Genomic DNA, 21,207 nt, shown 5'->3' with positions numbered 1-21,207 from the left:
CGTCCGTCTAGGAGCACGTTTGGGTGCTGCCATGTTAACGTTTCAATTCCACGATCAGCAACAGCGTTGGCGAACACTATTTCTGTCTGATGGCGGTTGTCCCATCGACAGACACTTGAGGGGATGAGCGTGAGCTCGAACAAAGATCACAAACCATTTGAGCAGGCAGACCTATTTCACGCCAACTTGATGGAATGGCCTGTTAAGGACGACCTGGCCAGCATGGAGTTCCCGATTTTTTCGCTGTCGAAGCAGCACGACACGGTTATCCGTGAGTATGAGAACCCGACAACCAAAAAACGGATCCGCATCACACCCTCTGTCGTAGGCGCTGCGACTGTTTTCGACAAGGACCTTCTCCTGTTCATCGGTTCGCAATTGATCGAAGGGCGGAAAAAGGGCCAGCCCCTGGCCAGAAAGGTCAAAGTTGACATCTATCATTTTCTAACCGGCACGTGCCGGTCGCCTGGCGGTAATTCGTATCAGCTTGTGGTGGATATGCTGCGGCGTCTGAAAGGTACGAACCTTGAGACCAATATCATCACCGGTGGTGTTGAGCAGGTGAAAGGATTCGGTTTCATTGATGATTACGAAATTGAACGCCGAACAGCAAACGGCAAAGGTGCTCTTGAAGTCAGCGTCACAATTTCAGAGTGGCTATTCAATGCGCTGATCCATTTTGAGGTGCTCACGATCGATCGGCGGTACTTTGAACTCGGCCAAGCCTTGGAGCGTCGTCTCTATGAACTGGCTAGGAAACATGCCGGTGACAAGCCGTTCTGGAAGTGCGATATCGAAATCCTGCGTCAAAAAACGGGTTCGAGCCAGGATCTCCGCCGCTTTCGTTCAGAAATCCGCAGCATGATCAAACGTGACTCTTTACCTGACTACCGTATCGCTCTGGACACGAGCAAGAAGATTCAGCGTGTCGTCTTCATCACTCGGAACAACAAAGTGCTTTCCGACGAGCTATTCAAAATGGTCGACGGATTCACCTGGTACGAGAAGCTCGAGAAGCACATTCCAGCATAAACAGACAGTCGGATATCGCCGACAGGCCCGCCTATTGCCTCTTCCCTCATAAAAATTGAGCGTTGAACACGCCTAGGCCAGGACTGGGTTGGTTTCAGCGCGCTCCGCAAGAAAAATTGACGATTTATTTTCGCACGCAGGAGGCTCTTGGAGGAGCTCTATGGCTGTGTTTAGAGGCATGGATATCGCCGACATCTAATCACTTCATTACGTACGTACGTATTTACGTAATTACATATAATGACTATACTCCGCATGCCACGCCCAAAACGCAGCAAGCCACTGGCGGCTACCAGTTCTTGCAGCGAGGAAAAACCGTCTAGGAGTCTTGCGATGATTTTCGCTCCATGCCCACCCGATCCCGAGCTCGTCAATCAGATCGTTGCGGAAATCCGCCGCCTGAAAGATGCTCAGCAAATGATGCAAGACGCAAACGCTGCGGTTATTGCCGCCGATGAGAAGACACTGGTCATGATGGGGTTCGAAACGGACCATATCGACGAGCTGTTGAAGCGCAACGAATCCGGCAAGCCAGCCTTCCCTGCCTACGCGCTTCGTAATAATCAGGAAGCAATTACGCATTTGGAAAGCCTCCTTGAACAAGCGAGGCGTGGCCGTTTCATCTAACGGCCTGGTGACCCACATGCTCAGAAATTACACCGTTCTTTACGTCAATATGAGTGCAACCATTCGTCGTCCGGAGGAGTTCACACTGTCAATTCAGGTTGCAGACCTTAGTGAGGAACAGATCGAAAACACACTTCTCGACAAGGCCCGAAACGTGCTGTCGGAAAAGTTGAGCACCAGTCAACGGCAGATCGCAATTCATGGATTTACCTTGATTTCCACAGCTTAAAACACTAGATTTACGTAAGTACGTACATAATTACGTTATGTAGAGCTTATGAGTTCAGCTGGCCAAATGGCGGCAGTTAAAGTTTTTCCATTAAGAGAACAACTGATGAAATCTAATCAAAACCCCGACGGGCTTGGATCTTTGGCTCGAGAAGCGCTTTCAAGCGTTTCAGCATCGCCTGTCAAGCCATCGGCCGCGGATGAAGGCTCTAACGAGCGTCAGAACAAGACGATTCGCATCCGCAAGTCTTTTAATGAGCGCCTTCGTGACGCGACCCACGCACACTCCAAAGCTCAGAGTAAAAAAGTTACCGAGTCGGACATCATTGACGAAGCCTTGGTCGATTGGTTTGCGAAGCAAGACCGTCTGAACGAAAAGTCCAAAAAATAATTGCGATTACGTGCAATTGTTGCAACCAAACCGCCTTTGGCGGTTTTTTTGTCGGGGAAAAACACGTAGCTCTACACAGTTTATTGCACTTCTGTTTTTTGTGCCTACGACGTAGGTGATCATTTTCGATACCTATTGCTTCCTAAGATCGTCATCTAGCATCGCGCAATAGCGCCGCCGGCGGCGGCAATACCCATCCCCCCGCTCTTCCCTCCAGGAAGGGAGCGAGTCGTCCTCTGACCCCATCGGCCATGGGGGAGAAGCAACCCCATGACCGCCGGAGGAGCCTTGTTCTGAAGCAACCTGGTAAAGGGACGCTGCGCTTCAGTCCTCACCCGTTCGGTGCTCCCTGCGAGCAGGCTGCGCTCCGCGTGCGGCTTGCGGGCTGACCCTTGACCAAAAAGCGCGAGCGAGGAAAATTTTCCACGTATTTACGTACGTACGTATTTACGTAGTTACGTAACGCGACTATAGTGGCATGACCTGCTCAGCAGGCCTGATTACCTTGGGAGATGTGACGATGTCGAAAGCGCGCTTGACTCCGGTTCAAATGACACTCGCTGAGATCAGAGAATTGCCACTGCGGAAGCTCGTGGAAATCCCGCTTCCGGTTTGGTCTTTGGCGGCAGCGATCGCCAGTTGCCCAAGCGCTCTTCAGTCCGGAATCTATCGGATGCTTGAGCGTCAATCGCGCATCTCCTGAGTCCGTCACCATATAAACGACCTGGCGCATGTCGCGAAACAGTCGGTAAAGAGCAACCACGAGACCGATGTTTTTGGTATACGCAAGTGAGTTAATTCCGGTATTTTCGTATATTCTTGGTTTAAACCCGAATAACGGCGATTTGAACACTTTTTTGGGAAATTGCTAATGAACCAGCTTGAAGGAACACCTGTGAGTACGGACGACACCAACGATAGTCTGCCGAATTTTGTTGACTTTGATTCGGTGCTTTATACACCTGCTTTCGCAGCAAACTGCCTTGATCTGTCCCCGCGCAGGCTCGCTGATATCGAGGCTGAAAATGGTCTGGAGATTCGTCGAGTTTGCAGTGGGTCAAGTTCCATTCCTCGTCGCACATATACTGCTCAGGACATCTTCAAGATCTCCGCTTTGCGTCGTTCCCTTAACCATGTCAAAGGTCTCGCTCGACAGATCATTGTGTCGACCTTTGTCCCTAAAGGCGGTACAGGCAAGACCAATACTGCGGTAAGCCTAGCGATTTGCGCACAGATGGCGGGGCTGAAAGTTCTGCTCATCGACAATGATCCTCAAGGAGATTCTTCGAGCATGCTGGGTTATGACCCGGACCTTGATCCTGATGACCTCAAAGAGATGGGCATTCCTGCTGACCGTCTTGTAGACGGCCACCTCGGGAACCTCATCAGCCCCCTGCTCCGTATGCGACCATTCGAAAACAAATCGTTGGACCAGGTGATTAAAAAGCCGTTCGGCGAGTTTGGTATTCACCTTATTCCAGCAGACAGCACCCTCGAAGATCTTGGGTTTGCACTGGATGCCTCGAACAATTCGGACATGTGGTACGCAAAATGGATCGATGACGCAGCGACCGGCAAGATTCCAGGTTGCGACCTATCCGTTTATGACCTCATTATTTTCGACAACGCGCCCTCTGGGTCGCGGTTGACTAAAAACTCTGTCGCGGCCAGCGAACTGCTTCTTTGCCCGGTACGGATGGATAAGTTTTCTTTTCGGGCTCTGATCCGTCTGCATGACTGGTGCGCCCGGTTTGCTAAAGAGTACAACTACGCCCCGGTTATTGCGGCGATCCCTACGATGTTTAAACGCAATCGCCCTCGCCTCCTCAATAACCTTCTTCGCCTCAATGGGCTGTTTCCGAGGGGAGTCACTGAGGAAAAAATCTTCTTTTCTGAGGACTACGAAAAAGCCTTGGATACAGGTATTCCATTGATGCTTTGGAAAGGCGCTGACAAGGACACGCTGAAGTCTGCTCGTAGTGTCTACGCGGAGATTCTGGATAAGGTTCGTGATCTGGCAAAAGCGGACTAGCGTGTTGCTAGTAGCAACAGTGTCCAGTTATCAGGTGTTGCTAGTAGCAACACTCTAAAGGTCGCGGTGTTGCTAGTAGCAACATTCGCAGTGTTGCTAGTAGCAACACCGAATGAAATGAGGTTGGAAATGAAATCTAACGACTTCCCGGGCAATCCAAACAGTAAAGTCATTGCTGGTCTCCGTACTCCGGAGGAAATACCTGCGCCACAAGGTTCCAGAGCTGCCGCTAGAGCCGCGATGCTGGCCGGTGTGAGCGCTGAAGATGAGGGCACACATCTGGGGGTTGCGCCGCCTGCTGCTTCGGCTCCATCGGCGGAGCTGATTGTGGGGGAACGGATGGGTGAGCGGGTTCTGGCGGATATTCCTGTTGATCAGGTTGTGAGGTCGCCGTTCCAGCCGCGATTGGTTTTTGATGAGAAGAAACTTGAGGAGCTCGCAACTTCGATTCAAACAATTGGCTTGGGTAAACCGATCATCGTGCGGCGCTTGCCGAGTGGTAAGTACGAGCTGGTTGGTGGAGAAAGACGTTGGCGGTCGGTTAAAATCATAGGCCACGCGACTATTCCCGCCGTTATTCAGGACATGACTGATGGCATTGCCATGATTCTTGCCTTGACCGATAACGGAGGCGAGGATCTCTCAGACTACGAGTACGCACTCAGTTACCACCGCATCTTGGAGGCAAAAGAGGAAAGCAGCTTACGAGGACTAGCGCGTCGTCTCGGTATTGACGTTTCAATTGTAAGCCGTTGCCTTAGTCTTATGCGCCTTCCTGAGGCTGTCAGGAAAATCCTTGATAGCAATCCTTCGCTGATCACCAGTAACTATGCGAAGCGGTTTTTGGAACACGCTGAGACTCATCCGGTAATCGTCGAGAAAGCTGTCGAGGCAATGGCACAAACGGGAGGACAGCAAGAGGCCGCTCTGCGCTCGATTGAAAAAGAGATCGCCGCACTCAATAAGACTCCGCTCCCTGCGAAAAGCAACTCGCTGAAAGTGAATGGTGTTGGCACCATTAAAATTTCTGGGACGAAGCTCGAGCTCAAATGTGACAAAGGGATCGATGTGCAGAGCTTGGGGGATAAGTTTGAAGCATTCCTGAAATCACTCGACCTGGGTGAGGTTAAGGTCAAAATGCCTTGAGCATTCTCCTCAGAACAGAAAGGCAGAATCAGAACAACCTGTACTGTTCATTTTTTCAATGATGAAAATACTGATCACCACTGCATCCGCTGTGACTCAGCGTTCATGATTTGCTGCAGCAAGTGAAGTGCGACCAGATTACCGCCGACCTGGTCGCGCCAAGCTTGATGAGTTCTTTTGTACAGCCCCTCAACTTCCTTAATGACCGCGCGATAACGGACGACCTCGAGGATTAGTCGCCGGACATCCTCATTTTGGTGCCGCTTCCACAGCGTGCGCAGCTCCGTATGTGTGAGCGTCTTGAAGGGTGGCAGCTCGCATACCATAGTTTAGGTCCTTATGCTGTATGTACATACAGTATGAAGATAAGCAGTTCGGTGGGCAAATTTGATGCGCTCCGATGCCGATTCGCATCACAAGCGCAAAGGACCGCCCGTGCTCCATGCGCTTCGTGATTTTTACGCTCTTTTCACCCCACCAAACCTCGGTGTTCCCAGCTGCCGGGCTAGGTATTGGATTGGCGCGGATGAATATCAAAAGCTTAAAGCGTAGGAGCAAACATTCAGCGTTCTTTCAACTCATTTCAGGTTCGACCAGCGAATATAGGATGTAGGGGAGGGTAGGGAGGGGAGGGCGACGCGGCTGCCGCCGGCAACGGCTGATTTCAAACGCTGGCCACCGGCGCCATCGACCAACGCCCGAGCCAGCTCGAGGCTTCGTTTCGCTCAATCGAATAGCGCCGCCGGCGGCGGCGACGCCCATCCCCCCGCCCTTCCCATCAGGAAGGGAGCGAGTCGGCCTCTGACCCCAACGGCCATGGGAGTGAAGCAACCCATGACCGCCGGAGGAGCCTTGTTCTGAAACAATCTGGTAAAGGGACGCTGCGCTTCAGTCCTCACCCGTTCGGTGCTCCCTGCAAGCAGGCTGCGCTCCGCGTGCGGCTTGCGGGCTGACACTTGACCAACCAAGCAATATCCCGTGATCTTGATGATGTGCTAATAACATGAGAATTGAGCGATCTTTTTAGGGCACTGACAGGCCTGTGGTGGCCGGCCTATGATTGTCCCTAAGTGAGATAAATGGGAAACCACAATGAATGTGTTCGACACATTGAACCTACCGACATCGGTTCAGGCCCAAGCGACCAAACTGCTGCACGCCATCCAGGGAGCCCGCAGCCTGATCGACCTACAGCGCGCCGCTGATCGCGCCGAAGGCTTCGGCTTGGGCATCGAGACGCTACGTGCTTTGAACCCAAACAGCATCGAGGCGCTGTATATCGCATTCGAACACGCGGCCACGGCTCGCCAGATGGAATTGGAGCTGTAACAGCGGCCCCTAAAATCTGTCTCCGCCTTCGCTTCGAACAGGGGCTTGCCCCTGCGCTGCGCTACCCCGGATCGTTATCAATCGAACGATCGACGGTGTGTCAGTGACAAGTCTCCGCCGTCGCTCCGAACAGGGGCCGACCCCTGCGGCCTACGGCCTACCCCGCTCGCTGCACCATTGCACCTACCGGGACCAATCCTCCTGTAGTGCTGCACGTTGTGGATCCGCGCACGCTCCCGCGATAGACCGCGCACTAAAAGCAGGGTTGAACAGGGCGCGGGGTGGGCTTTTTGCCGACTGGTCGATCTGGCTCGCGGGCGACACCGTGGTGAATTTTCCGTGACCTTTGGGCTTGTATTTCGGCACATTGCCACCATGTTGGATTTGTCGACAATGACGTCGACTCATTAGGAGACAATCCCATGGCATTACCAGCAGGCACCACAGCGAACACCGGCGAGAGCTGCCCACAAGGTGGTATTTGGCACCCGGTCGGCAACCCGAGCGAAACACGTGCAATCGGCATCAACAACAAGATGCCTCCGACTCCAGCCGGTGAAACTCACTGGGTATTGCAGACCCCGACCGGCGACAAATAAGCCAAGTGGTTGATGGCTGACAGCCCTCCGTCATCGAGCATGCCGGGGGGCTTTTTGTTTATGGCGTCACCAGGTCATTTCCCGTGAACACCAGGTGGGGCCTACTGATACCCTTGTCAGGAGGCTCCGGCCTGACTCTCTCCAGATCAAACACGATTCCCGTGCAATCCTGACAGAGAGCCCCGCATGACCATCCGCCGCGCTACTTCGCTACGCCCAGGACAATTCAAACACTTGATTCGCGCTGCATCCGTCACTGGCCGTTTGCCAGAGCGCGCTGTGGCTTTGTTGTGGCTGACCCATACCACAGGTATTCGCGTCACTGAGCTGGCCTTGCTGGAGGTCGCAGACGTGCTGTACCCCAGTGGTGCCATCAAACCCGAGGTTTACTTGCGAGCGGACATCACAAAGGGTTGCAGGCCCCGAAATATCTATCTGACCCATGCTAAATGTCTTGCCGCCCTCGATGCGTGGTTTGCGGTGCGTCATCGGCGCCGCTGGGGGCTTTCCAGCGCGGATGAATACCGAGGGTTTCGCCCAGGTTCAAAGCTGATCATGACGCACAAGGGGCAAGCCTTCGAGCTTGCGTTCAAACATCGCCAGTTGGACAGCGGGCCTGAGGTTTACCGGGCTTGTGACGCGCTGCAACAGACCATCACCAGGCTCTACCGGCAGGCCGGTATCAAGCAGGGATCGTCCCACAGTGGCAGGCGATCTCTTGCGGCCAAGGTGCTTGCCGCAACTGGCGATGTAGAGACGGTGCAGACCATTCTCGGACACGCCTGCCTTGACCACAGCAAACCGTATTTGAGCGTTGACCAGGCTGTCATTCGGCGGGCGTTCGAGATGGCACTATGATGCTGGCTCTATCCATGAGAGACTTTACCGATAACGGTAAATTAAATCCTACGCCACAGGAGAGTTTGATGGCAGTTGCAAAGCGGGATCTTGTCCCCGGACAGGTAGATCCTGAGCACCTTCGACGCCTCATAGGCCTTACCAGAATCACCGCTGAGTCGGTGATATCTGCGCTGTACAGCCACTTTGTTGACGGCAAGAAGCAGACCGTGGCTTGCGCAGAATTCGGTGTAAGTGACACCACGCTTTCACGGAAGGTATCCGACCTCAACAAGCTAAGCAGTGAGGTTCGTGAGCTCGCTGTTTTTTACCGTTAACGGTAAATATATTTTGCTTCTGTTTACAGTTAAGTGTAAACTTATCCTCATTGAAACGAATCACTGAGGAACAGGAAATGTCACTCGCACCGCCCAAGAAGGTTTACCAAAGCTTGCACCAACTGACCACCAAGCTCCATGTTTTCAAGTCCCGTGTTGAGTTCGTTGTCTTGGCGTTCAAGTACGGTGTGGTAAGCGAAATCACCAACTACGAGTTGTGGGATCGTGGTTACGAAGGGTTGGGCGAGCGGCAGTTTGATACCTGCTTTGAAATGGGTGATTCGGAAGAGGTGATTGCCGAACTTATCCGCACAGCGCGCAAGGAAGGGTTCATCGACAGCATCAAGAACTGGTGCGGGAATGAGAGCTTCGCCCGCTGGTGTTCGTATGCCGACCGCCAAGGCGAATTGTTCTAACCCACATTGGCCCGGCTCGCCGGGCCATCACTTCAAGGAAATCGACAATGCCTGATTTCAACAACATGACTGCCGCCGAGCTTTCGGACTGGTACATCGAAAACGTCGGTTACGACATCGGTGCCGAAGATCCGAGCATGTCGCTTGAACACTACCGCGAACTCTGCGCAGAACTGTACGAACTGCACAACGAAGCCGCCGAGTAATCAGTCTGCCCCGATTCGTCGGGGCTTCAAGGAAAACGCACCAATGACTATATCGCCCAACAACCTGACATTTGTCGCAGTGCTCGATGCTTACGCGGCTGTTTTGCAAGACCAGCCGGGCAAAGCGTTGCTTCAGTCGAACGGTGAGGCTGTTTTCCTAGAAAATGGCGAAATCTTTGCCGCCACCATCAACGAGGCCGGCGAGCTGGATATGGTCAATGCTGCCCAAATCAGCCCTGTGGCATGGGAGGAATGCATCGACAGTGCCGAAATGTGTGCGTTGGCAGTCAACTCCCCGGTTTTTATTCACCTCGACTCACCGGGTTGGCTTGAGTTTTCTCACGGCGGCACGCGCTGGGCGTTCGACGCTGATCAGTTGGCTGAGTGGGATGACGACGACGAGGACTTTCAATTCCTTGTCTTTCATGGTCTTGCAGACCCAACCGTTGAATCCGTAACTCGGTTTATTGAACAGCTTTAACCATCCAGATTGAAACTGCCCCGGTAAATCGGGGCTTCAAGGAAAACGCTGCACACCACCGGCCCTTGATTGGGCCTTTGGCAGTACCAGGATGCGGGTTCCGCACCCTCAACCAACGAGAGGAATCGCCATGGATATTCGTAGCTCAGACGAAGTGGCAGAAGACATTGCCGTAACGATCCGCAAGCTCCGTCAGTACGGTTTCAGAATCGTTCGCGATGAAGCTGGCTCTGTGAATGAGCAGCAGCTGCAGGAGGACGCGGCAGCCGTCGGTTGTTCAATGCTCGGGCTGGAGGATACCCGCGATAACAAGAGCAAAGTGCCTGTGAACGTGATTGCTCGGGCCATCACTCGAAACCTCGCTCAACCGTCTAACTGATCGCGGAAAACAGCATGACCGAACTTCAGAGGGTTGCTCGGCGCTCGAGCTTGATTTGGGCCTGGGGTGGTCTGGCAAACCTGCTCATCGCCTTGGCGGGCGCGCTTGCGATATGGGCTTATCCATTCGTGGGGCCTGATCTGCGCAGCGAGTTTTGCGCGCTTCTGGTGCCGTTTGGGGGCCTCGGGTTGGCCGCAACGTTGGTCGGGTGGTATGAGCTGAGAGTCGCCAAGAAAAGGGATTGGTAGTTACCACTACCAAGCATGAGAAAAGATCGCTCCACACCACTGGCCCTTTATTGGGCCTTTGGCAGTACCAGAACACGCTTGTTCTCGGATAAACCTAAAAAAGGGGAAGTTTATGGCTCTGTGGTTTGTTGGAATAATCTACGCATGGCTTGTTTGTTTCGGTATTGCCAGCGTCAATCTGGTTGCCAACGCCAATCAAGGGGAAACCAAGGAGTTTTTCCAAAATTACAAAAATGCTCAGAAGGGGCCATGAGATGCGATTCCGTGCTCAACATTTGCATTTAACGGCAGCCGGCGGCGCATTGCTCGGCGCCTTAGCAGCGCTGATCTATGCGAAATATCTTCTCTCAATACTTCTATTGGCAGGGGGTGTTGTCGCGTTGATCTATTGGAAGGCAACTAAATCCGGACTGATTGAGCTTTGAGGCTGTTTGTTCACTGAAGACTGGTAAGGCTGCCGCCGGCGATCACGACCAGCGTTATGTGAAAACTAGCTGCACCCTCAAGCCCGCCTCGTGCGGGCCTTTTCAGTAGGAACAGGGCACTTTCAGCCCTCGGCATCGAGCAGGAAACAAGTGATGAACACATTGGCGTTTATATCGGTGCGCGTACCGCTTCCCGCGCTCTTAATCGTCGTATTCGCCACCGGTATTGCCGCTGGTGTCTGGATTGGAGTTTCATCGTTTTTGTATGGCTACAACAAGGCTCAGGATGAAGCCCATATTGAGCAAGCAGCCGATCCTCAACCAGCAATTGCGGATCTTTGTCCTCCTCCGCTGCCACCTTCGCAATAGCGCGTTAAAGGAAAGACCAGCAATGTCCAAGCCCAGCCATCGAGCTGGGCAGCGGCAGTAGAAGGGCCGCCCATCGGCGGCCGACCAAGGAACGAGAGAATATGAAGTTAGCAGTTTTTACGATGTTGGTTTTTGCAGCTGCGACTGCCTCGGCTGAAACAATCAATATCACCTCCGAACTTACTCACAACGGTCAGGTAGTGAGTAATTTTTCTGCCGGTGTCGAAAACGGCAAATCGCAGAATTTCCGTGACGTATCTCTGGTGGACTACACCGAATCAGCTACTGAGAAAGCAGGTGCCGTCAAACCTAAAAAGGCAACACTGGAAACGGGTTTTCAAATGTTGCTCGTGCCTCGTATCACCAGCACCGGCGATATCAGCTATCAGGTAACTGCGAGCAATACCTCGCTTAAGAGCATGGAAAAATCACGAGTTGGTAAAGCTGTGATTGATGTTCCACACACCGTAAGCAACAGCTTTACTCAAACTCGAATTGCTAAAAACGGCGAATCTGTAGATTTCCCATTTGGCGCAAGTGGTACCGATCCAGGCTATGTACTGACCATCAAAGGATCACACGCTCAGAACTGAAAACAAGCGAGCCAAAATCGACTGGTTCGAAGCTTGGTCGACGGATGCTCATCTGGCGATCCAGAGGAACAATCCGGACGAAGACGACTTGCACGCAGCCGGCTAAGAGGAAAAGACGCCGTGAAGCCAATCGACAGGCAGCAGTGGATTGAGGCGTGGATGCGTGAAGGCGCACCAGGGCGAGAGTGCGTCGACGTTCTCGACTCTGACTTTGTGTGTGCCTACGCCGATGCGACTAAAGCTCAGGTCACGTTCATGCACGTTGGTGCGCCGAAGTGCAAACAATTGGCCCGCGACCTGGGAGCCATGTTTGCCGCAGGCAAGCTCACGCGTAGCGCGACCGGCCTGTCCACTGGTGATGCCTCAATGGGTTTTCCAAAGTGGGTCTACACCTACGGTCTACCAGCATAGGAAATCGAGTACCAGGTACACCCAAGCCCCGCCGTCAAAACGTGGGGCTAGGTGCGTAGAAGGACGCCCACTAACGCATCCAAAAAATTGAAGGACTGTGCATGCAAAATCACTTGTTCATGTTCGCTGCGCTAGCGCTGCTCGCTTCTGGCGTACACGCTGAAAACGAAACTGTGGAGTTTTCAGTCAGCACTGAAAATACCACGACGATGGCAACCGTTTTGATGGGGAACCTCACTCCCTTCCAACACAAGCGGCATGTGATTTCGACCGAATGTAATTCAAAGCGTGACTTGGAAGGTACGCCCATTGAATCGACATATAGCGTTGAAACCGGCACCGGCATGACCACTATGGTCCTACCTCTTGAGCGGACCGCGACCGGCATCAAGGCTTATGTTTCGGTCACCATGCAGTCTGCTGACAGCGTAAATTCGGCGGTAATTAACAAAGATTGCAAACTACCGATCGGAACAACGAGCTCATCGGGTATCAGCTTGATTGACAGCTTCGACTGGGGGAAGCCACACAAGCTCAAGCTTTCTGATGGTTCCGTTGTGGTAGTCACAGCCAACCAAACCCGGCGAGTAGGTATTGATTATCAGAAACTGAGCAAAGCCGTTGAAAACGGCGAGGTCAATCTTCCAGCCCAGAACGCATCGGCTACGGGCTATGAAGCCAAAATATTGCGCCCGGTCGCTAAAACTGCCGAGTGATAGGAATTCGACGCCATGACAACGAAACTCAGCGGTTCGATGCAAAACGTCCTCAAGCGTATGGGCAACGGTGATGACTACGATGATTTTGGCGTTCATGGCCCGCTGTCCCTTGCTGCCCGTGTACGCACTTGTGATGCCTTGGTGAAGCGTGGGTTGATGGTAAAGACGCTGTTCGGTCACTACTTGCTCACCGACGCTGGTGAAGCCCTAGCGGGCGACCTGAACGCTGTTCCAGCTGACCACCAAACTGTTTAAGGAAATGAACAATGAAATTCAAGAAAACACTACAGGGCAGGACGAAGGGGGATATGCCCGTTGAGGCGTTGCTTCAACACCTTCAGCATCTGTCTCGCGAAACGGTGAACATGAATACGTCCAGTTACACGGCGTCCGCTCTCATCGTCGAGCAATGGCGGTTTGACGGTGAATTTTTTGATGTTCAGTTCTCGCAGCCAGCAATCGAATTTCTCCAGGCAACTGATGATCCGCGAGGCGAAATCGTAGCTGTGCTGTTCAATGAGATTGGATAGGAACGAGCATGCAAAACAAATCGCTTGCAGAGCAATTGAAGGCCCATTGGGCGCGCATGAACAGCCCCGAATCCCTGGCGCTTGCCAAAGGCTTGCGAGCGTCGTCCGGCATGCCCAAAGTGACCATCCAACCCACCCTGCCAAACCATGGGCGGGTGATGGTTTTTGAAGAAGTGTTCGACGTGCCTGAAGCTGGAAACGCAGCCTCCGACGACCAACCGAACTAGCACGGAAAACGCTGCATACCACCGGCCCTTTATTGGGCCATTTGCAGTAACAGGGCGCGCTTTTCGCGTCCACTGATCGAAGGAGCGACCATGGCACCGGCCGTGAGTGACCAAGTAGTAGATTCTGAGGGAAAGCCTCTCGTTTTAACGTTCACCAAAGGCATTCCACCCTCAGCCAGCGAGGTGTTTCTGTTTCTTCTGGACGATGGTTCTATCCATCAAGGGGTGATCGACTATACCTCGACAACATTCCCCCAAGGCGCCATCAGCACAACCAATCCTATTGGTGGGTTTCATGAAAAGTTTGAGATACCACTGCGCCGGGTCGCTGGCTATGCCTTCTCTGGCCCTCAATATGACACCCGCGAGCGAGCTATGTGGCTCAAAGCGGACCACATAGCTAAAGGTTAGGGAAAAGGACTCATGCGAATGAGGGTAAGTTTTTTGAGGAGCTGCGCGTTGCTTCTGGTCATCTGCTGTGTTCAGACCTCTAATGCTGAAGAAAGCACATGGAATGTTAACGGCGAAATCCTACCTCTAGGTGTGGTCAGAACATGTATAGGGGATCAATCTTATTTGATGGTCGTTGACGGCGGGGTGCCCGGTGGTGGTTGGCCGAAATCAATCACTCCAGCACTGAAAAACGGTCAGCCAGAACGATGCAGACAACCTTCGGTTTCGGATGACCCAAGCGCGTATGGGGATCGTCTTCGTGAGTTAGAAGCGGATAGATTGCGTAGGAAGGCATCGAGCTAGAGTATCGCCGCCCCGTCGGCACATTGTATCGTTCAAGGAAAACGAAACATGGTGATGCAGAGCGAAGATCAAGCAGTGTTCAAGTCCGCTGTGCCGTATGCGCCTGCATCGCTGCGAACCTTCCGCCTGCACTTGACGGTAGTCAGTCCGAGGCACACCGCAAGGGTTTGGCTACGCCCAAAATGCTCACCCGTTCAGACTCGCTCTGCTCGCTTAGCTGCGGCTTCCGCTTTTGCCCTTGCAGTGCGCTTTCCCGGACAGTCAACCGGCGTGCTACGGCGAAAGGCACTCAGCGAAGCAATGGTAACTACCTCGGGGGAATCCGATTTGAATCACTCTCAAGCAAATCAAAAGCCGGCAAAAGCATCTAGCAAAGCAATGGTTGAAGCGCATTTGAGCGTGGAGCTGTTGCGTAGTAACCCGGATCGCATCTACGTCTTCGGCGACAACCTGTTGCGCCGTGGTACTGCCGGGCAAGCTGCTGTGCGGGGCGAGCCGAATGCTTTTGGCATCCCAACCAAGCGTGCACCGTCCATGCTCCCATCTGCTTTCTTCTCGGATCGGCCTGACGAAGTGGTAGCAGTGTTGCAAGCGCTGCGCGAACTGTACGTGCTTGCTCGCACCAGGATGATTGTCTTTCCTGCCGCTGGTTTAGGCACGGGCCTAGCGCGGATGGCGACTAGCAGCCCGGAGGCGTACCAGCAGATGCGCATCATTCTTTCGGCTCACTTTGGGTTCGATCAGTGACTGTCGAGAGCCGATCCAGCGAGTCGGCTGCCGACAGTCACAGACACAATGGAAAAGAGCAATGGCAGCAATGAAAACGTTTTGGAAGCGATCAGCCAATGAATTTGTGCTGCTCGTTTTGGGGTGCTCGCTCCCACTCATCCTCCTGCTGCCTGCCAGCAAGTGGGTTTCGCTCGGCGCCCTGTGCATCGCCGTCGCTTTTGGTCGCGTCTATGGAGCCACCCGATGGGTCGAAGGATTTACCGAGGGCCACCAGGCAGGTGAGAAATCCGCTACAGGGCACGAATACTAGGAAAACACGATGCGATTTTACTTGGGTTTGTTAGGTCTCTTGGTTCTCGCCGCTCTTGCTTGCCTTGCCGTGATGCCTTGGCTGATTTTGGCGTTTGTGCTGTTTGGGCTTACGCCGCTGATTCCCAGCGAAGTCGTTAGTCTGTCGGCTTGGCCTTGGCTACTCGGCTCGCTAATGGCAGCCATCGTTTTGTGCTTCGTTTCGTACGCCATTCCTCGCTGGATGACCAAGGCATTGGCCCGGACTTAAATTCTTCAAGGAACTGATGATGGGAATCGGATCGGCAGCAAACACTCACTCGATGTACAAAACGATCCACCACGAGCATATGGATGGGCTTGTTTACTGGGCCAGAGGTGAATTCCCTGATGCTGGTTTGAACCTGGTTGAATGCGCCGATGGTCGCTGGTTTGTTGAAGTTGATCATGGAACCGACTTCGATGGTTTAGATGGCGTTTCTAAGCCAAACGTCGCTCCATTCGTTCAACCACGGTTTTTCATTGCTGAAATTGATGCGCGGGAGTTCGCTTACTCATGCATCAAAATGGTTTATCCCGATCTGAAGGGTAAAGACCTGTCCGAGTACTACTCGGACGATGACGACGAATAGTCACGGAAATTGTCGCTGTACCGACAAGGCCGTCGTCCTGATGGCCAAGGCAAACAAATCGAATTGCCCAAGGTTTCTCAGTCCTAAATCATTCAGTAGCGGAGATACACGCCGATCGCAGATCTGCCGTTCTGCCCGGGAACAAATCCGGATTAGATGCGGCCGTGCCGATCGGCGGTGGCCTCGAGCACGACCATCTGCAGCTTGCCTGCGTAGCCGGCAACAGATGATCAACTGTAGAGCCTGCAGCATCAGGTGCACGCGGTATCGACGAGCTGACAGGGTAGGGCATGACAGTCATCCGTAGCCTAGTGCCACATCTACCGACAGCCGAACAGCTCGAAGCTTCGCTTCACTGAAGACAACAGCGCCGCCGACGGCGGCAGTCCCCATCCCCCCGCCCTTCCCTCCAAGAAGGGAGCGAGTCGGCCTCTGACCCCATCGGCCATGGGGGAGAAGCAACCCCATGACCGCCGGAGGAGCCTTGTTCTGAAGCAACCTGGTAAAGGGACGCTGCGCTTCAGTCCTCACCCGTTCGGTGCTCCCTGCGAGCAGGCTGCGCTCCGCGTGCGGCTTGCGGGCTGACCCTTGACCAAGAAATCCGGGCGGAGCAAAGAACTAAATTGTGTGGATACGTAATTGTGTAGAAAATCCGTATCAAGGATATAATACGGAATTATGCAGGTCTTGAAGCCGAGTTGAAGGGAAAACGATATGAGCGAGTCCGACCTACCCGAAATTTCAAAACCAGTGCGGCGTGATACGACCAGTGTGTTGCTGGTGTGTCCGCATTGCCTTGAAACTGACAGGCACCAAGCAAGTGCTTGGCAGCAAATCAATTTGGAAGGCGTGTTTGTAGTTGCCCCGACGGTGACCTATGGAGTGGTTTGCCAATCGTGCCAGGGTGCGTTTTATTTCAGGCCAAAGGCCGCAGAACAAGCATGGCCGTCCGGGCCTACCATGGACGTGGAATGCCCAAATTGTGCTCGCACAGTGGCCACGCAAATCAGTGTGGTTCGTGATGATGACCTGCCATTAAGGCCCGAGGACTGTGAGGCCTGTAACTCGCAGTTTGAAGTTTACCCGGACGGCAAAACCGAGTTGGTATCAGCTCCCAGTTCAGGTCCGCTAACTGAGCGTGGGCTGAAGGCAATCAAGTTTTTTGAATCAGTCACTTTCGACCCCAACGGCGCCCGTGATTGGCCATTCACCACGGAGGTTGAACAGTTGGTGACGGTGGCCTGGTTGCATGAGTTCGAAGACGGCACCCTGCAGTTCATGGATGCCGACCAAGAACCACCACAGGTCTACAGCCCGCGCTTGACCCCTGATGCATTGGAGCAGTTTTGCGAAGCGAACATCGAAGCATACCGGGGGTTCCATGATATCCATGAAGCTGCATTGGATCGGCGCGAGTCCGTCCCGATGGTTACTTTCTGGGAATAGGTAAATCTGACCATGACCACTCAAATGAAAACCACCATGACACCATCCGAATTCACCTCCGTTCTTGAGCAGGCCACTGAGGCTGAGCGTGAAGCGCTTGATGGGGCTCATTGGCGTTACATCAGCTTGATCGGGCTTGTACACGATGCACTGCCAGCAGAAGTGGTTGATGCTGACCAGAAGGCATTCCCACACTTCATCAAGCAGGTGGATGGTAATCCTCTCTTTAGCGATGCTGATTGCACCGCGTTTATGGTTGCAGTCACTGGGCTTTCGGCGGAGTTCTGTGAAGCTTGGAAGGATCACGATTTCTACGAGTTGCACGGTGAAACCGCCGAGGAAATGGCAGCCCGCGAAAGTGCAGCCAGTTAAGGGGAAACGACCATGACACGAGCGCTATGGCCTGAGTGGGCCACTTTCAAATGTCCTTTCTGTGATGAGAGTCATCGGGTGCGACTGGCCCGTGATGCCCTCAACGGCCCCTTAGACGATGATGGGAGCCAAACCCCTGATCCCGTTGATTTTGCTTTCTGCCCCACGGCCGATACCGATCCGCCGTTGGTTGTTGCACTCCAAGCTGATCGCCGTGTTTTGAGAGAGTCAGCCCCCGCCTCGATGACGTTTGAAGACACCGGCAGTCACTGGACGTAAGTAGATAGGAAATCGCCATGAAATTTCTGGATCGAGCGACCGACGAAGCCGGGTACCCGGCAATGGGTTTTGAGGTGTTCTACCAGCAAGGCATTTCCTGCTTTGTGTGGGGGCTGCCAAAGCCATTGGTGCGTCAGGCTTTCAAGCGCGTTTGTGCCGATCAACAAGCAAAGGGCAATGCGGTTGCGATGTGGCAAGTGCGTGCCTTCGTGTACGGCCTCTCAGGGAGCTGTGAAGGCGGGCAACGTGAACGCAAAGCACCCGCAGGGTATGAGTGGCCAACGCCGCCTGATGCGTCTTGGGAGCTGATCGTGTGCATCTATCCAGACGGCTCATTCGACCTCGACCTGTTGCACCCGGTCAGTTGCCGATTCTGGTCAGAGGACAACGGTTTTTTCGACGTGCCGACCGAAGATCGCTCGTTGATGAATCGCGATTGGTTTGAGTCGATGGGGTTTGATGTGATGACCATGCAACCGGCGATGCAGGTACAGATTGCCGACTCAAAAACGCCTCACCTGAAACTGGTGTGAGGTTCGAGGAAAACAGCATGAAGAACGAATACGAAGAAATCGACCTCAAGACGGTGCTGGAGCAGCGTTTCGCAGCGGGTCAGGGCGTTGTCTCTTTGTCGGCCAGCATGACCGATGAGCAGATCCTGACCTTGATCAAAGGCGCTTGCACCTGGAGCAAGGGCAAAGCGTTCCAGGTCATTCCGCCAAAGCTCGAAATTGAACCCCGTGACTGGAGCCAGCTCAAGCCTTTCACTTGCCCGTATTGTGACTCCGCAACGCCGGAGGCTGATGAGCTTGTATTAGATGCTTGGGGGCATTTCCATTGTGCCGTAGAGGAATGCGGCGCCCGGCTTCAACTGGACGACAGCGGGCGAGCAATCGGCTACATCAACTGCACCCCGGAAAGTTAAGGGAATTATCGACCGCTGTACCCACGCCTCGGCCAGTGTCGGGGCCGAGGACGTAGAAAAATGCCATTTAGGCGTCCACATGAACAAGGAAGCTACTAATGAACCAGACCCCAAGTCTTGAATCCGTAATGGCTTTGAATGACCGCATTTTCGCCATGCTTACCCCGGCAGAGGTCGAGGTGCTTGAGTTCTATCGTAACCAAGGCCGCAAGCTCGGTATCGCGGTCAGCATCATCAATCAAGCTGACCCTGCGGAGTTGGCTAAATCCACATCCAAAGCGGTGGCTGATGATGTTATGCGCAGCGCAAACAGCATCGTGTCAGTTCAAGTGATGCACCAGTTTGTGCCCGGCAAAACCAAGGAAACCCCCTTTATTGCCAAGGTTGAAATGCTGCTCGGCGGAATTCCACAGTTGATGTTCCCCGATGGGACACAGCAGTTCGCAGATCAAGACAGCACGCCAGTTGTCGTCTATTCGCCCCGGCTTCCAGAGCTTGAGCTTGAAGCGTTCTGTCGTGAAAACATCGAGCGCTACGAGCAGCATTATGCTCAGCACAAACAAGCTATTGACGAGTACGAAACACCGGCAATCGTACCGTTCTGGTAACGGTGATTTGTTCGAGGAAAATAGCTATTGCAGACCCGCTGTTCTGCCCGAACAGATCCGGACCAACTACGGCCGTGCCGATAGGCGCCGGCCTCGAACACGACCAGCTGCAGCACGTCGACCTCGCCGGCGACGGCGGATCCGCTGCTGGAATGCGGCGTCGTCGGCTGGGCGGGGAGGGTATGAGCGCCTTGCGATCGCCACCGGCGCCGCTGGCGGAAACTCTGGCTCGCCTCGCGGGCACCCTCGTTGCCGACATTTCCTGCCGATCGCACAGATCTGCTGTACACCGCGGGAGCGGATCCGGACCAGATCCGGTCGCGCCGATCGGCGCCGGCCTTGAGCACGATCACCTGCAGATCGTTGACGTCGCCGGCGACGGTTGACCAGCTGCTGGATGTGCACCACCAGGTGCACGCGGCGCCGTCGCGTTGACAGGGTAGGGCAAGACCATTAAGCGCTGGCCACCCAGCACGCTCGACCAACGACCGAGGGGCTCGAAACTTCGTTTCGCTGAAGTCCACAGCGCCGCCGGCGGCGGCAACACCCATCCCCCCGCCCTTCCCTCCAGGAAGGGAGCGAGTCGGCCTCTGACCCCATCGGCCATGGGGGAGAAGCAACCCCATGACCGCCGGGAGAGCCTTGTTCAAGAGCAACCTGGTAAAGGGACGCTGCGCTTCAGTCCTCACCCGTTCGGTGCTCACCTGCAAGCAGGCTGCGCTCCGCGTGCGGCTTCCGGGCCGACCCTTGACCAAAAGCAGGGCGAAGCAAAGAAATAAATCCCACGGGTACGTAATCACGTAATCACGTAATCACGTAATTGCGTATTTACGTAACTCCGTATATAGGCTATAATACGAAACATAAAAGGTTCTGGTGTTTAGTTAAGGGAGATCGCTGCAATGAAATATTCTGAGTGGGAAGTCGCGGTAACTGAGGCAGTGGCTACGGCCCTGCAAGTCAATCACGCCGATGCATCCGGCGTCGTTGAAGCGCAGCCGTTCTACATGCAGCAATCGTGGGTCAAAGGGATGGATGCACAGCAGACCGCTACTAAGATCCTTGCCGCCGCTCAGGTCGAATAACCGAGGAAAACGCCATGACCTCGAAAATCCAGCTCCGCGTGTTCGTCAAGGCCAACGGCCAAATGATCATGTCTCGCAACCGCCGACTGTTCGAAAAGCATGTGGTTGTTAGTGGTTGGGATGGGCCTTGCTGCAAGGTCGAATTCTACTGATTCAACTGCCGGTTCGCCGGGCCACCACTTCACGGAAAACGCTGCTGATCACCAGCCCGCCGAGTGCGGGCTTCGGCAGTACCAGGGACGCCGTTATCGCGTCCGTGAATCGACCGATAGGGACTCCAAGCCATGAGCAAATTTCTCACATACGTCATCCGCCTGCCGGAAGACCAAGAAGCCAAGACCGCAATCAAAACTGGTGTGCGTGCCCTGGTTGAGAAGCACTGCGGTGAAATCACCGCTGCATCCAACGAGGACGAAATGACCATTCTCGACATGATCGAGAATCACGAGGACTTCCCCGAATACATCGCAGATGAAGCCCGAGCCCAGGCCAAAGAGCTGTGTGCGGAAGCGGTTCACTGATAA

The 21,207-nt window shown here is 53.9% G+C and carries 35 protein-coding genes; all 35 read left to right on the top strand.

The features are described from left to right. Positions 1 to 129: 129 nt before the first annotated feature. Positions 130 to 1,032 carry a replication initiator protein A gene (locus tag NF676_RS00340; RefSeq protein ID WP_252886184.1) on the top strand — a complete coding sequence of 301 codons (903 nt, stop codon included), beginning with the start codon at positions 130 to 132 and terminating at the stop codon, positions 1,030 to 1,032. Positions 1,033 to 1,365: 333 nt separating this feature from the next. After that, positions 1,366 to 1,659 (top strand): hypothetical protein, encoded by a 294-nt coding sequence (locus NF676_RS00335; RefSeq protein ID WP_252886183.1) that lies wholly within the window; start codon positions 1,366 to 1,368, stop codon positions 1,657 to 1,659. Beyond that, entirely contained in the window at positions 1,643 to 1,888 is a 246-nt protein-coding gene (locus NF676_RS00330; RefSeq protein ID WP_252886182.1) for a hypothetical protein, read from the top strand. Before NF676_RS00335 ends, NF676_RS00330 begins: the two co-directional genes overlap by 17 nt. A 105-nt stretch (positions 1,889 to 1,993) precedes the next feature. Beyond that, positions 1,994 to 2,278 carry a hypothetical protein gene (locus NF676_RS00325; RefSeq protein ID WP_252886181.1) on the top strand — a complete coding sequence of 95 codons (285 nt, stop codon included), beginning with the start codon at positions 1,994 to 1,996 and terminating at the stop codon, positions 2,276 to 2,278. An 871-nt stretch (positions 2,279 to 3,149) separates the two neighbouring features. Further along, on the top strand, positions 3,150 to 4,310 hold the full coding sequence (locus tag NF676_RS00320) for a ParA family protein (protein WP_252886180.1): 1,161 nt from the start codon (positions 3,150 to 3,152) through the stop codon (positions 4,308 to 4,310). Positions 4,311 to 4,439: 129 nt separating this feature from the next. Beyond that, positions 4,440 to 5,456, top strand: coding sequence for a ParB/RepB/Spo0J family partition protein (locus NF676_RS00315; RefSeq protein ID WP_252886179.1), 1,017 nt, complete (start codon positions 4,440 to 4,442; stop codon positions 5,454 to 5,456). A 1,092-nt stretch (positions 5,457 to 6,548) separates the two neighbouring features. Further along, positions 6,549 to 6,785 carry a hypothetical protein gene (locus tag NF676_RS00310; RefSeq protein ID WP_252886178.1) on the top strand — a complete coding sequence of 79 codons (237 nt, stop codon included), beginning with the start codon at positions 6,549 to 6,551 and terminating at the stop codon, positions 6,783 to 6,785. Between the two features lie 422 nt (positions 6,786 to 7,207). Then, positions 7,208 to 7,384 carry a hypothetical protein gene (locus NF676_RS00305; RefSeq protein ID WP_252886177.1) on the top strand — a complete coding sequence of 59 codons (177 nt, stop codon included), beginning with the start codon at positions 7,208 to 7,210 and terminating at the stop codon, positions 7,382 to 7,384. Between the two features lie 186 nt (positions 7,385 to 7,570). Continuing rightward, entirely contained in the window at positions 7,571 to 8,242 is a 672-nt protein-coding gene (locus NF676_RS00300; RefSeq protein WP_252886176.1) for a tyrosine-type recombinase/integrase, read from the top strand. Positions 8,243 to 8,310: 68 nt separating this feature from the next. Continuing rightward, positions 8,311 to 8,559 (top strand): adhesin biosynthesis transcription regulatory family protein, encoded by a 249-nt coding sequence (locus NF676_RS00295; RefSeq protein WP_252886175.1) that lies wholly within the window; start codon positions 8,311 to 8,313, stop codon positions 8,557 to 8,559. A gap of 77 nt (positions 8,560 to 8,636) precedes the next feature. Then, positions 8,637 to 8,975, top strand: coding sequence for a hypothetical protein (locus tag NF676_RS00290; RefSeq protein ID WP_252886174.1), 339 nt, complete (start codon positions 8,637 to 8,639; stop codon positions 8,973 to 8,975). A gap of 47 nt (positions 8,976 to 9,022) precedes the next feature. Beyond that, a complete protein-coding gene (locus NF676_RS00285; RefSeq protein WP_252886173.1) occupies positions 9,023 to 9,181 on the top strand; it encodes a hypothetical protein in 159 nt (52 codons plus the stop codon). Positions 9,182 to 9,224: 43 nt separating this feature from the next. Next, the gene (locus NF676_RS00280) at positions 9,225 to 9,662 is read left to right on the top strand and encodes a hypothetical protein (RefSeq protein ID WP_252886172.1); all 438 of its coding nucleotides are present in this window, start codon (positions 9,225 to 9,227) and stop codon (positions 9,660 to 9,662) included. A 130-nt stretch (positions 9,663 to 9,792) separates the two neighbouring features. Further along, positions 9,793 to 10,041, top strand: coding sequence for a hypothetical protein (locus NF676_RS00275; RefSeq protein ID WP_252886171.1), 249 nt, complete (start codon positions 9,793 to 9,795; stop codon positions 10,039 to 10,041). A 360-nt stretch (positions 10,042 to 10,401) separates the two neighbouring features. Next, positions 10,402 to 10,542 carry a hypothetical protein gene (locus NF676_RS00270; protein ID WP_252886170.1) on the top strand — a complete coding sequence of 47 codons (141 nt, stop codon included), beginning with the start codon at positions 10,402 to 10,404 and terminating at the stop codon, positions 10,540 to 10,542. Position 10,543: 1 nt separating this feature from the next. After that, positions 10,544 to 10,714, top strand: coding sequence for a hypothetical protein (locus NF676_RS00265; protein ID WP_252886169.1), 171 nt, complete (start codon positions 10,544 to 10,546; stop codon positions 10,712 to 10,714). Between the two features lie 153 nt (positions 10,715 to 10,867). After that, the gene (locus NF676_RS00260; RefSeq protein WP_252886168.1) at positions 10,868 to 11,083 is read left to right on the top strand and encodes a hypothetical protein; all 216 of its coding nucleotides are present in this window, start codon (positions 10,868 to 10,870) and stop codon (positions 11,081 to 11,083) included. Between the two features lie 101 nt (positions 11,084 to 11,184). Beyond that, positions 11,185 to 11,676, top strand: coding sequence for a hypothetical protein (locus tag NF676_RS00255; protein ID WP_252886167.1), 492 nt, complete (start codon positions 11,185 to 11,187; stop codon positions 11,674 to 11,676). A 120-nt stretch (positions 11,677 to 11,796) separates the two neighbouring features. Continuing rightward, positions 11,797 to 12,087 (top strand): hypothetical protein, encoded by a 291-nt coding sequence (locus tag NF676_RS00250; protein WP_252886166.1) that lies wholly within the window; start codon positions 11,797 to 11,799, stop codon positions 12,085 to 12,087. 101 nt (positions 12,088 to 12,188) lie between these two features. Beyond that, positions 12,189 to 12,803 carry a hypothetical protein gene (locus NF676_RS00245; RefSeq protein WP_252886165.1) on the top strand — a complete coding sequence of 205 codons (615 nt, stop codon included), beginning with the start codon at positions 12,189 to 12,191 and terminating at the stop codon, positions 12,801 to 12,803. 15 nt (positions 12,804 to 12,818) lie between these two features. Beyond that, positions 12,819 to 13,061 (top strand): hypothetical protein, encoded by a 243-nt coding sequence (locus tag NF676_RS00240; RefSeq protein ID WP_252886164.1) that lies wholly within the window; start codon positions 12,819 to 12,821, stop codon positions 13,059 to 13,061. Between the two features lie 11 nt (positions 13,062 to 13,072). Then, positions 13,073 to 13,336, top strand: a complete 264-nt coding sequence (locus NF676_RS00235) for a hypothetical protein (protein WP_252886163.1) — start codon at positions 13,073 to 13,075, stop codon at positions 13,334 to 13,336. 8 nt (positions 13,337 to 13,344) lie between these two features. Next, a complete protein-coding gene (locus NF676_RS00230; RefSeq protein ID WP_252886162.1) occupies positions 13,345 to 13,563 on the top strand; it encodes a hypothetical protein in 219 nt (72 codons plus the stop codon). A gap of 90 nt (positions 13,564 to 13,653) precedes the next feature. After that, on the top strand, positions 13,654 to 13,974 hold the full coding sequence (locus tag NF676_RS00225) for a hypothetical protein (protein WP_252886161.1): 321 nt from the start codon (positions 13,654 to 13,656) through the stop codon (positions 13,972 to 13,974). A gap of 672 nt (positions 13,975 to 14,646) precedes the next feature. Beyond that, entirely contained in the window at positions 14,647 to 15,066 is a 420-nt protein-coding gene (locus NF676_RS00220; RefSeq protein ID WP_252886160.1) for a DUF7831 domain-containing protein, read from the top strand. A gap of 61 nt (positions 15,067 to 15,127) precedes the next feature. After that, the gene (locus tag NF676_RS00215) at positions 15,128 to 15,358 is read left to right on the top strand and encodes a hypothetical protein (protein WP_252886159.1); all 231 of its coding nucleotides are present in this window, start codon (positions 15,128 to 15,130) and stop codon (positions 15,356 to 15,358) included. A gap of 268 nt (positions 15,359 to 15,626) precedes the next feature. Beyond that, positions 15,627 to 15,968, top strand: a complete 342-nt coding sequence (locus tag NF676_RS00210) for a hypothetical protein (protein ID WP_252886158.1) — start codon at positions 15,627 to 15,629, stop codon at positions 15,966 to 15,968. Positions 15,969 to 16,682: 714 nt separating this feature from the next. Beyond that, positions 16,683 to 17,414 carry a hypothetical protein gene (locus NF676_RS00205; RefSeq protein ID WP_252886157.1) on the top strand — a complete coding sequence of 244 codons (732 nt, stop codon included), beginning with the start codon at positions 16,683 to 16,685 and terminating at the stop codon, positions 17,412 to 17,414. Positions 17,415 to 17,426: 12 nt separating this feature from the next. Further along, entirely contained in the window at positions 17,427 to 17,786 is a 360-nt protein-coding gene (locus NF676_RS00200; RefSeq protein WP_252886156.1) for a hypothetical protein, read from the top strand. Positions 17,787 to 18,127: 341 nt separating this feature from the next. After that, positions 18,128 to 18,598, top strand: coding sequence for a hypothetical protein (locus tag NF676_RS00195; protein ID WP_252886155.1), 471 nt, complete (start codon positions 18,128 to 18,130; stop codon positions 18,596 to 18,598). 17 nt (positions 18,599 to 18,615) lie between these two features. Then, positions 18,616 to 18,990 (top strand): hypothetical protein, encoded by a 375-nt coding sequence (locus NF676_RS00190; RefSeq protein WP_252886154.1) that lies wholly within the window; start codon positions 18,616 to 18,618, stop codon positions 18,988 to 18,990. A 98-nt stretch (positions 18,991 to 19,088) separates the two neighbouring features. Next, positions 19,089 to 19,598: a hypothetical protein gene (locus tag NF676_RS00185; RefSeq protein WP_252886153.1), complete on the top strand. Its 510-nt coding sequence runs from the start codon at positions 19,089 to 19,091 to the stop codon at positions 19,596 to 19,598. 902 nt (positions 19,599 to 20,500) lie between these two features. Further along, positions 20,501 to 20,683, top strand: a complete 183-nt coding sequence (locus NF676_RS00180; protein WP_252886152.1) for a hypothetical protein — start codon at positions 20,501 to 20,503, stop codon at positions 20,681 to 20,683. Between the two features lie 14 nt (positions 20,684 to 20,697). Next, positions 20,698 to 20,835, top strand: coding sequence for a hypothetical protein (locus NF676_RS00175; protein ID WP_252886151.1), 138 nt, complete (start codon positions 20,698 to 20,700; stop codon positions 20,833 to 20,835). Between the two features lie 132 nt (positions 20,836 to 20,967). After that, complete coding sequence (locus NF676_RS00170; protein WP_252886150.1) at positions 20,968 to 21,204, top strand: hypothetical protein; 237 nt, start codon at positions 20,968 to 20,970, stop codon at positions 21,202 to 21,204. Positions 21,205 to 21,207 lie beyond the last annotated feature (3 nt).

The sequence above is a fragment of the Pseudomonas siliginis genome (assembly GCF_024072275.1).
Classification (GTDB): Bacteria; Pseudomonadota; Gammaproteobacteria; order Pseudomonadales; family Pseudomonadaceae; genus Aquipseudomonas; species Aquipseudomonas siliginis.
The sequence above is the reverse complement of the archived record's forward strand: the minus strand, read 5'-3'. Positions and strand labels throughout refer to the sequence as shown.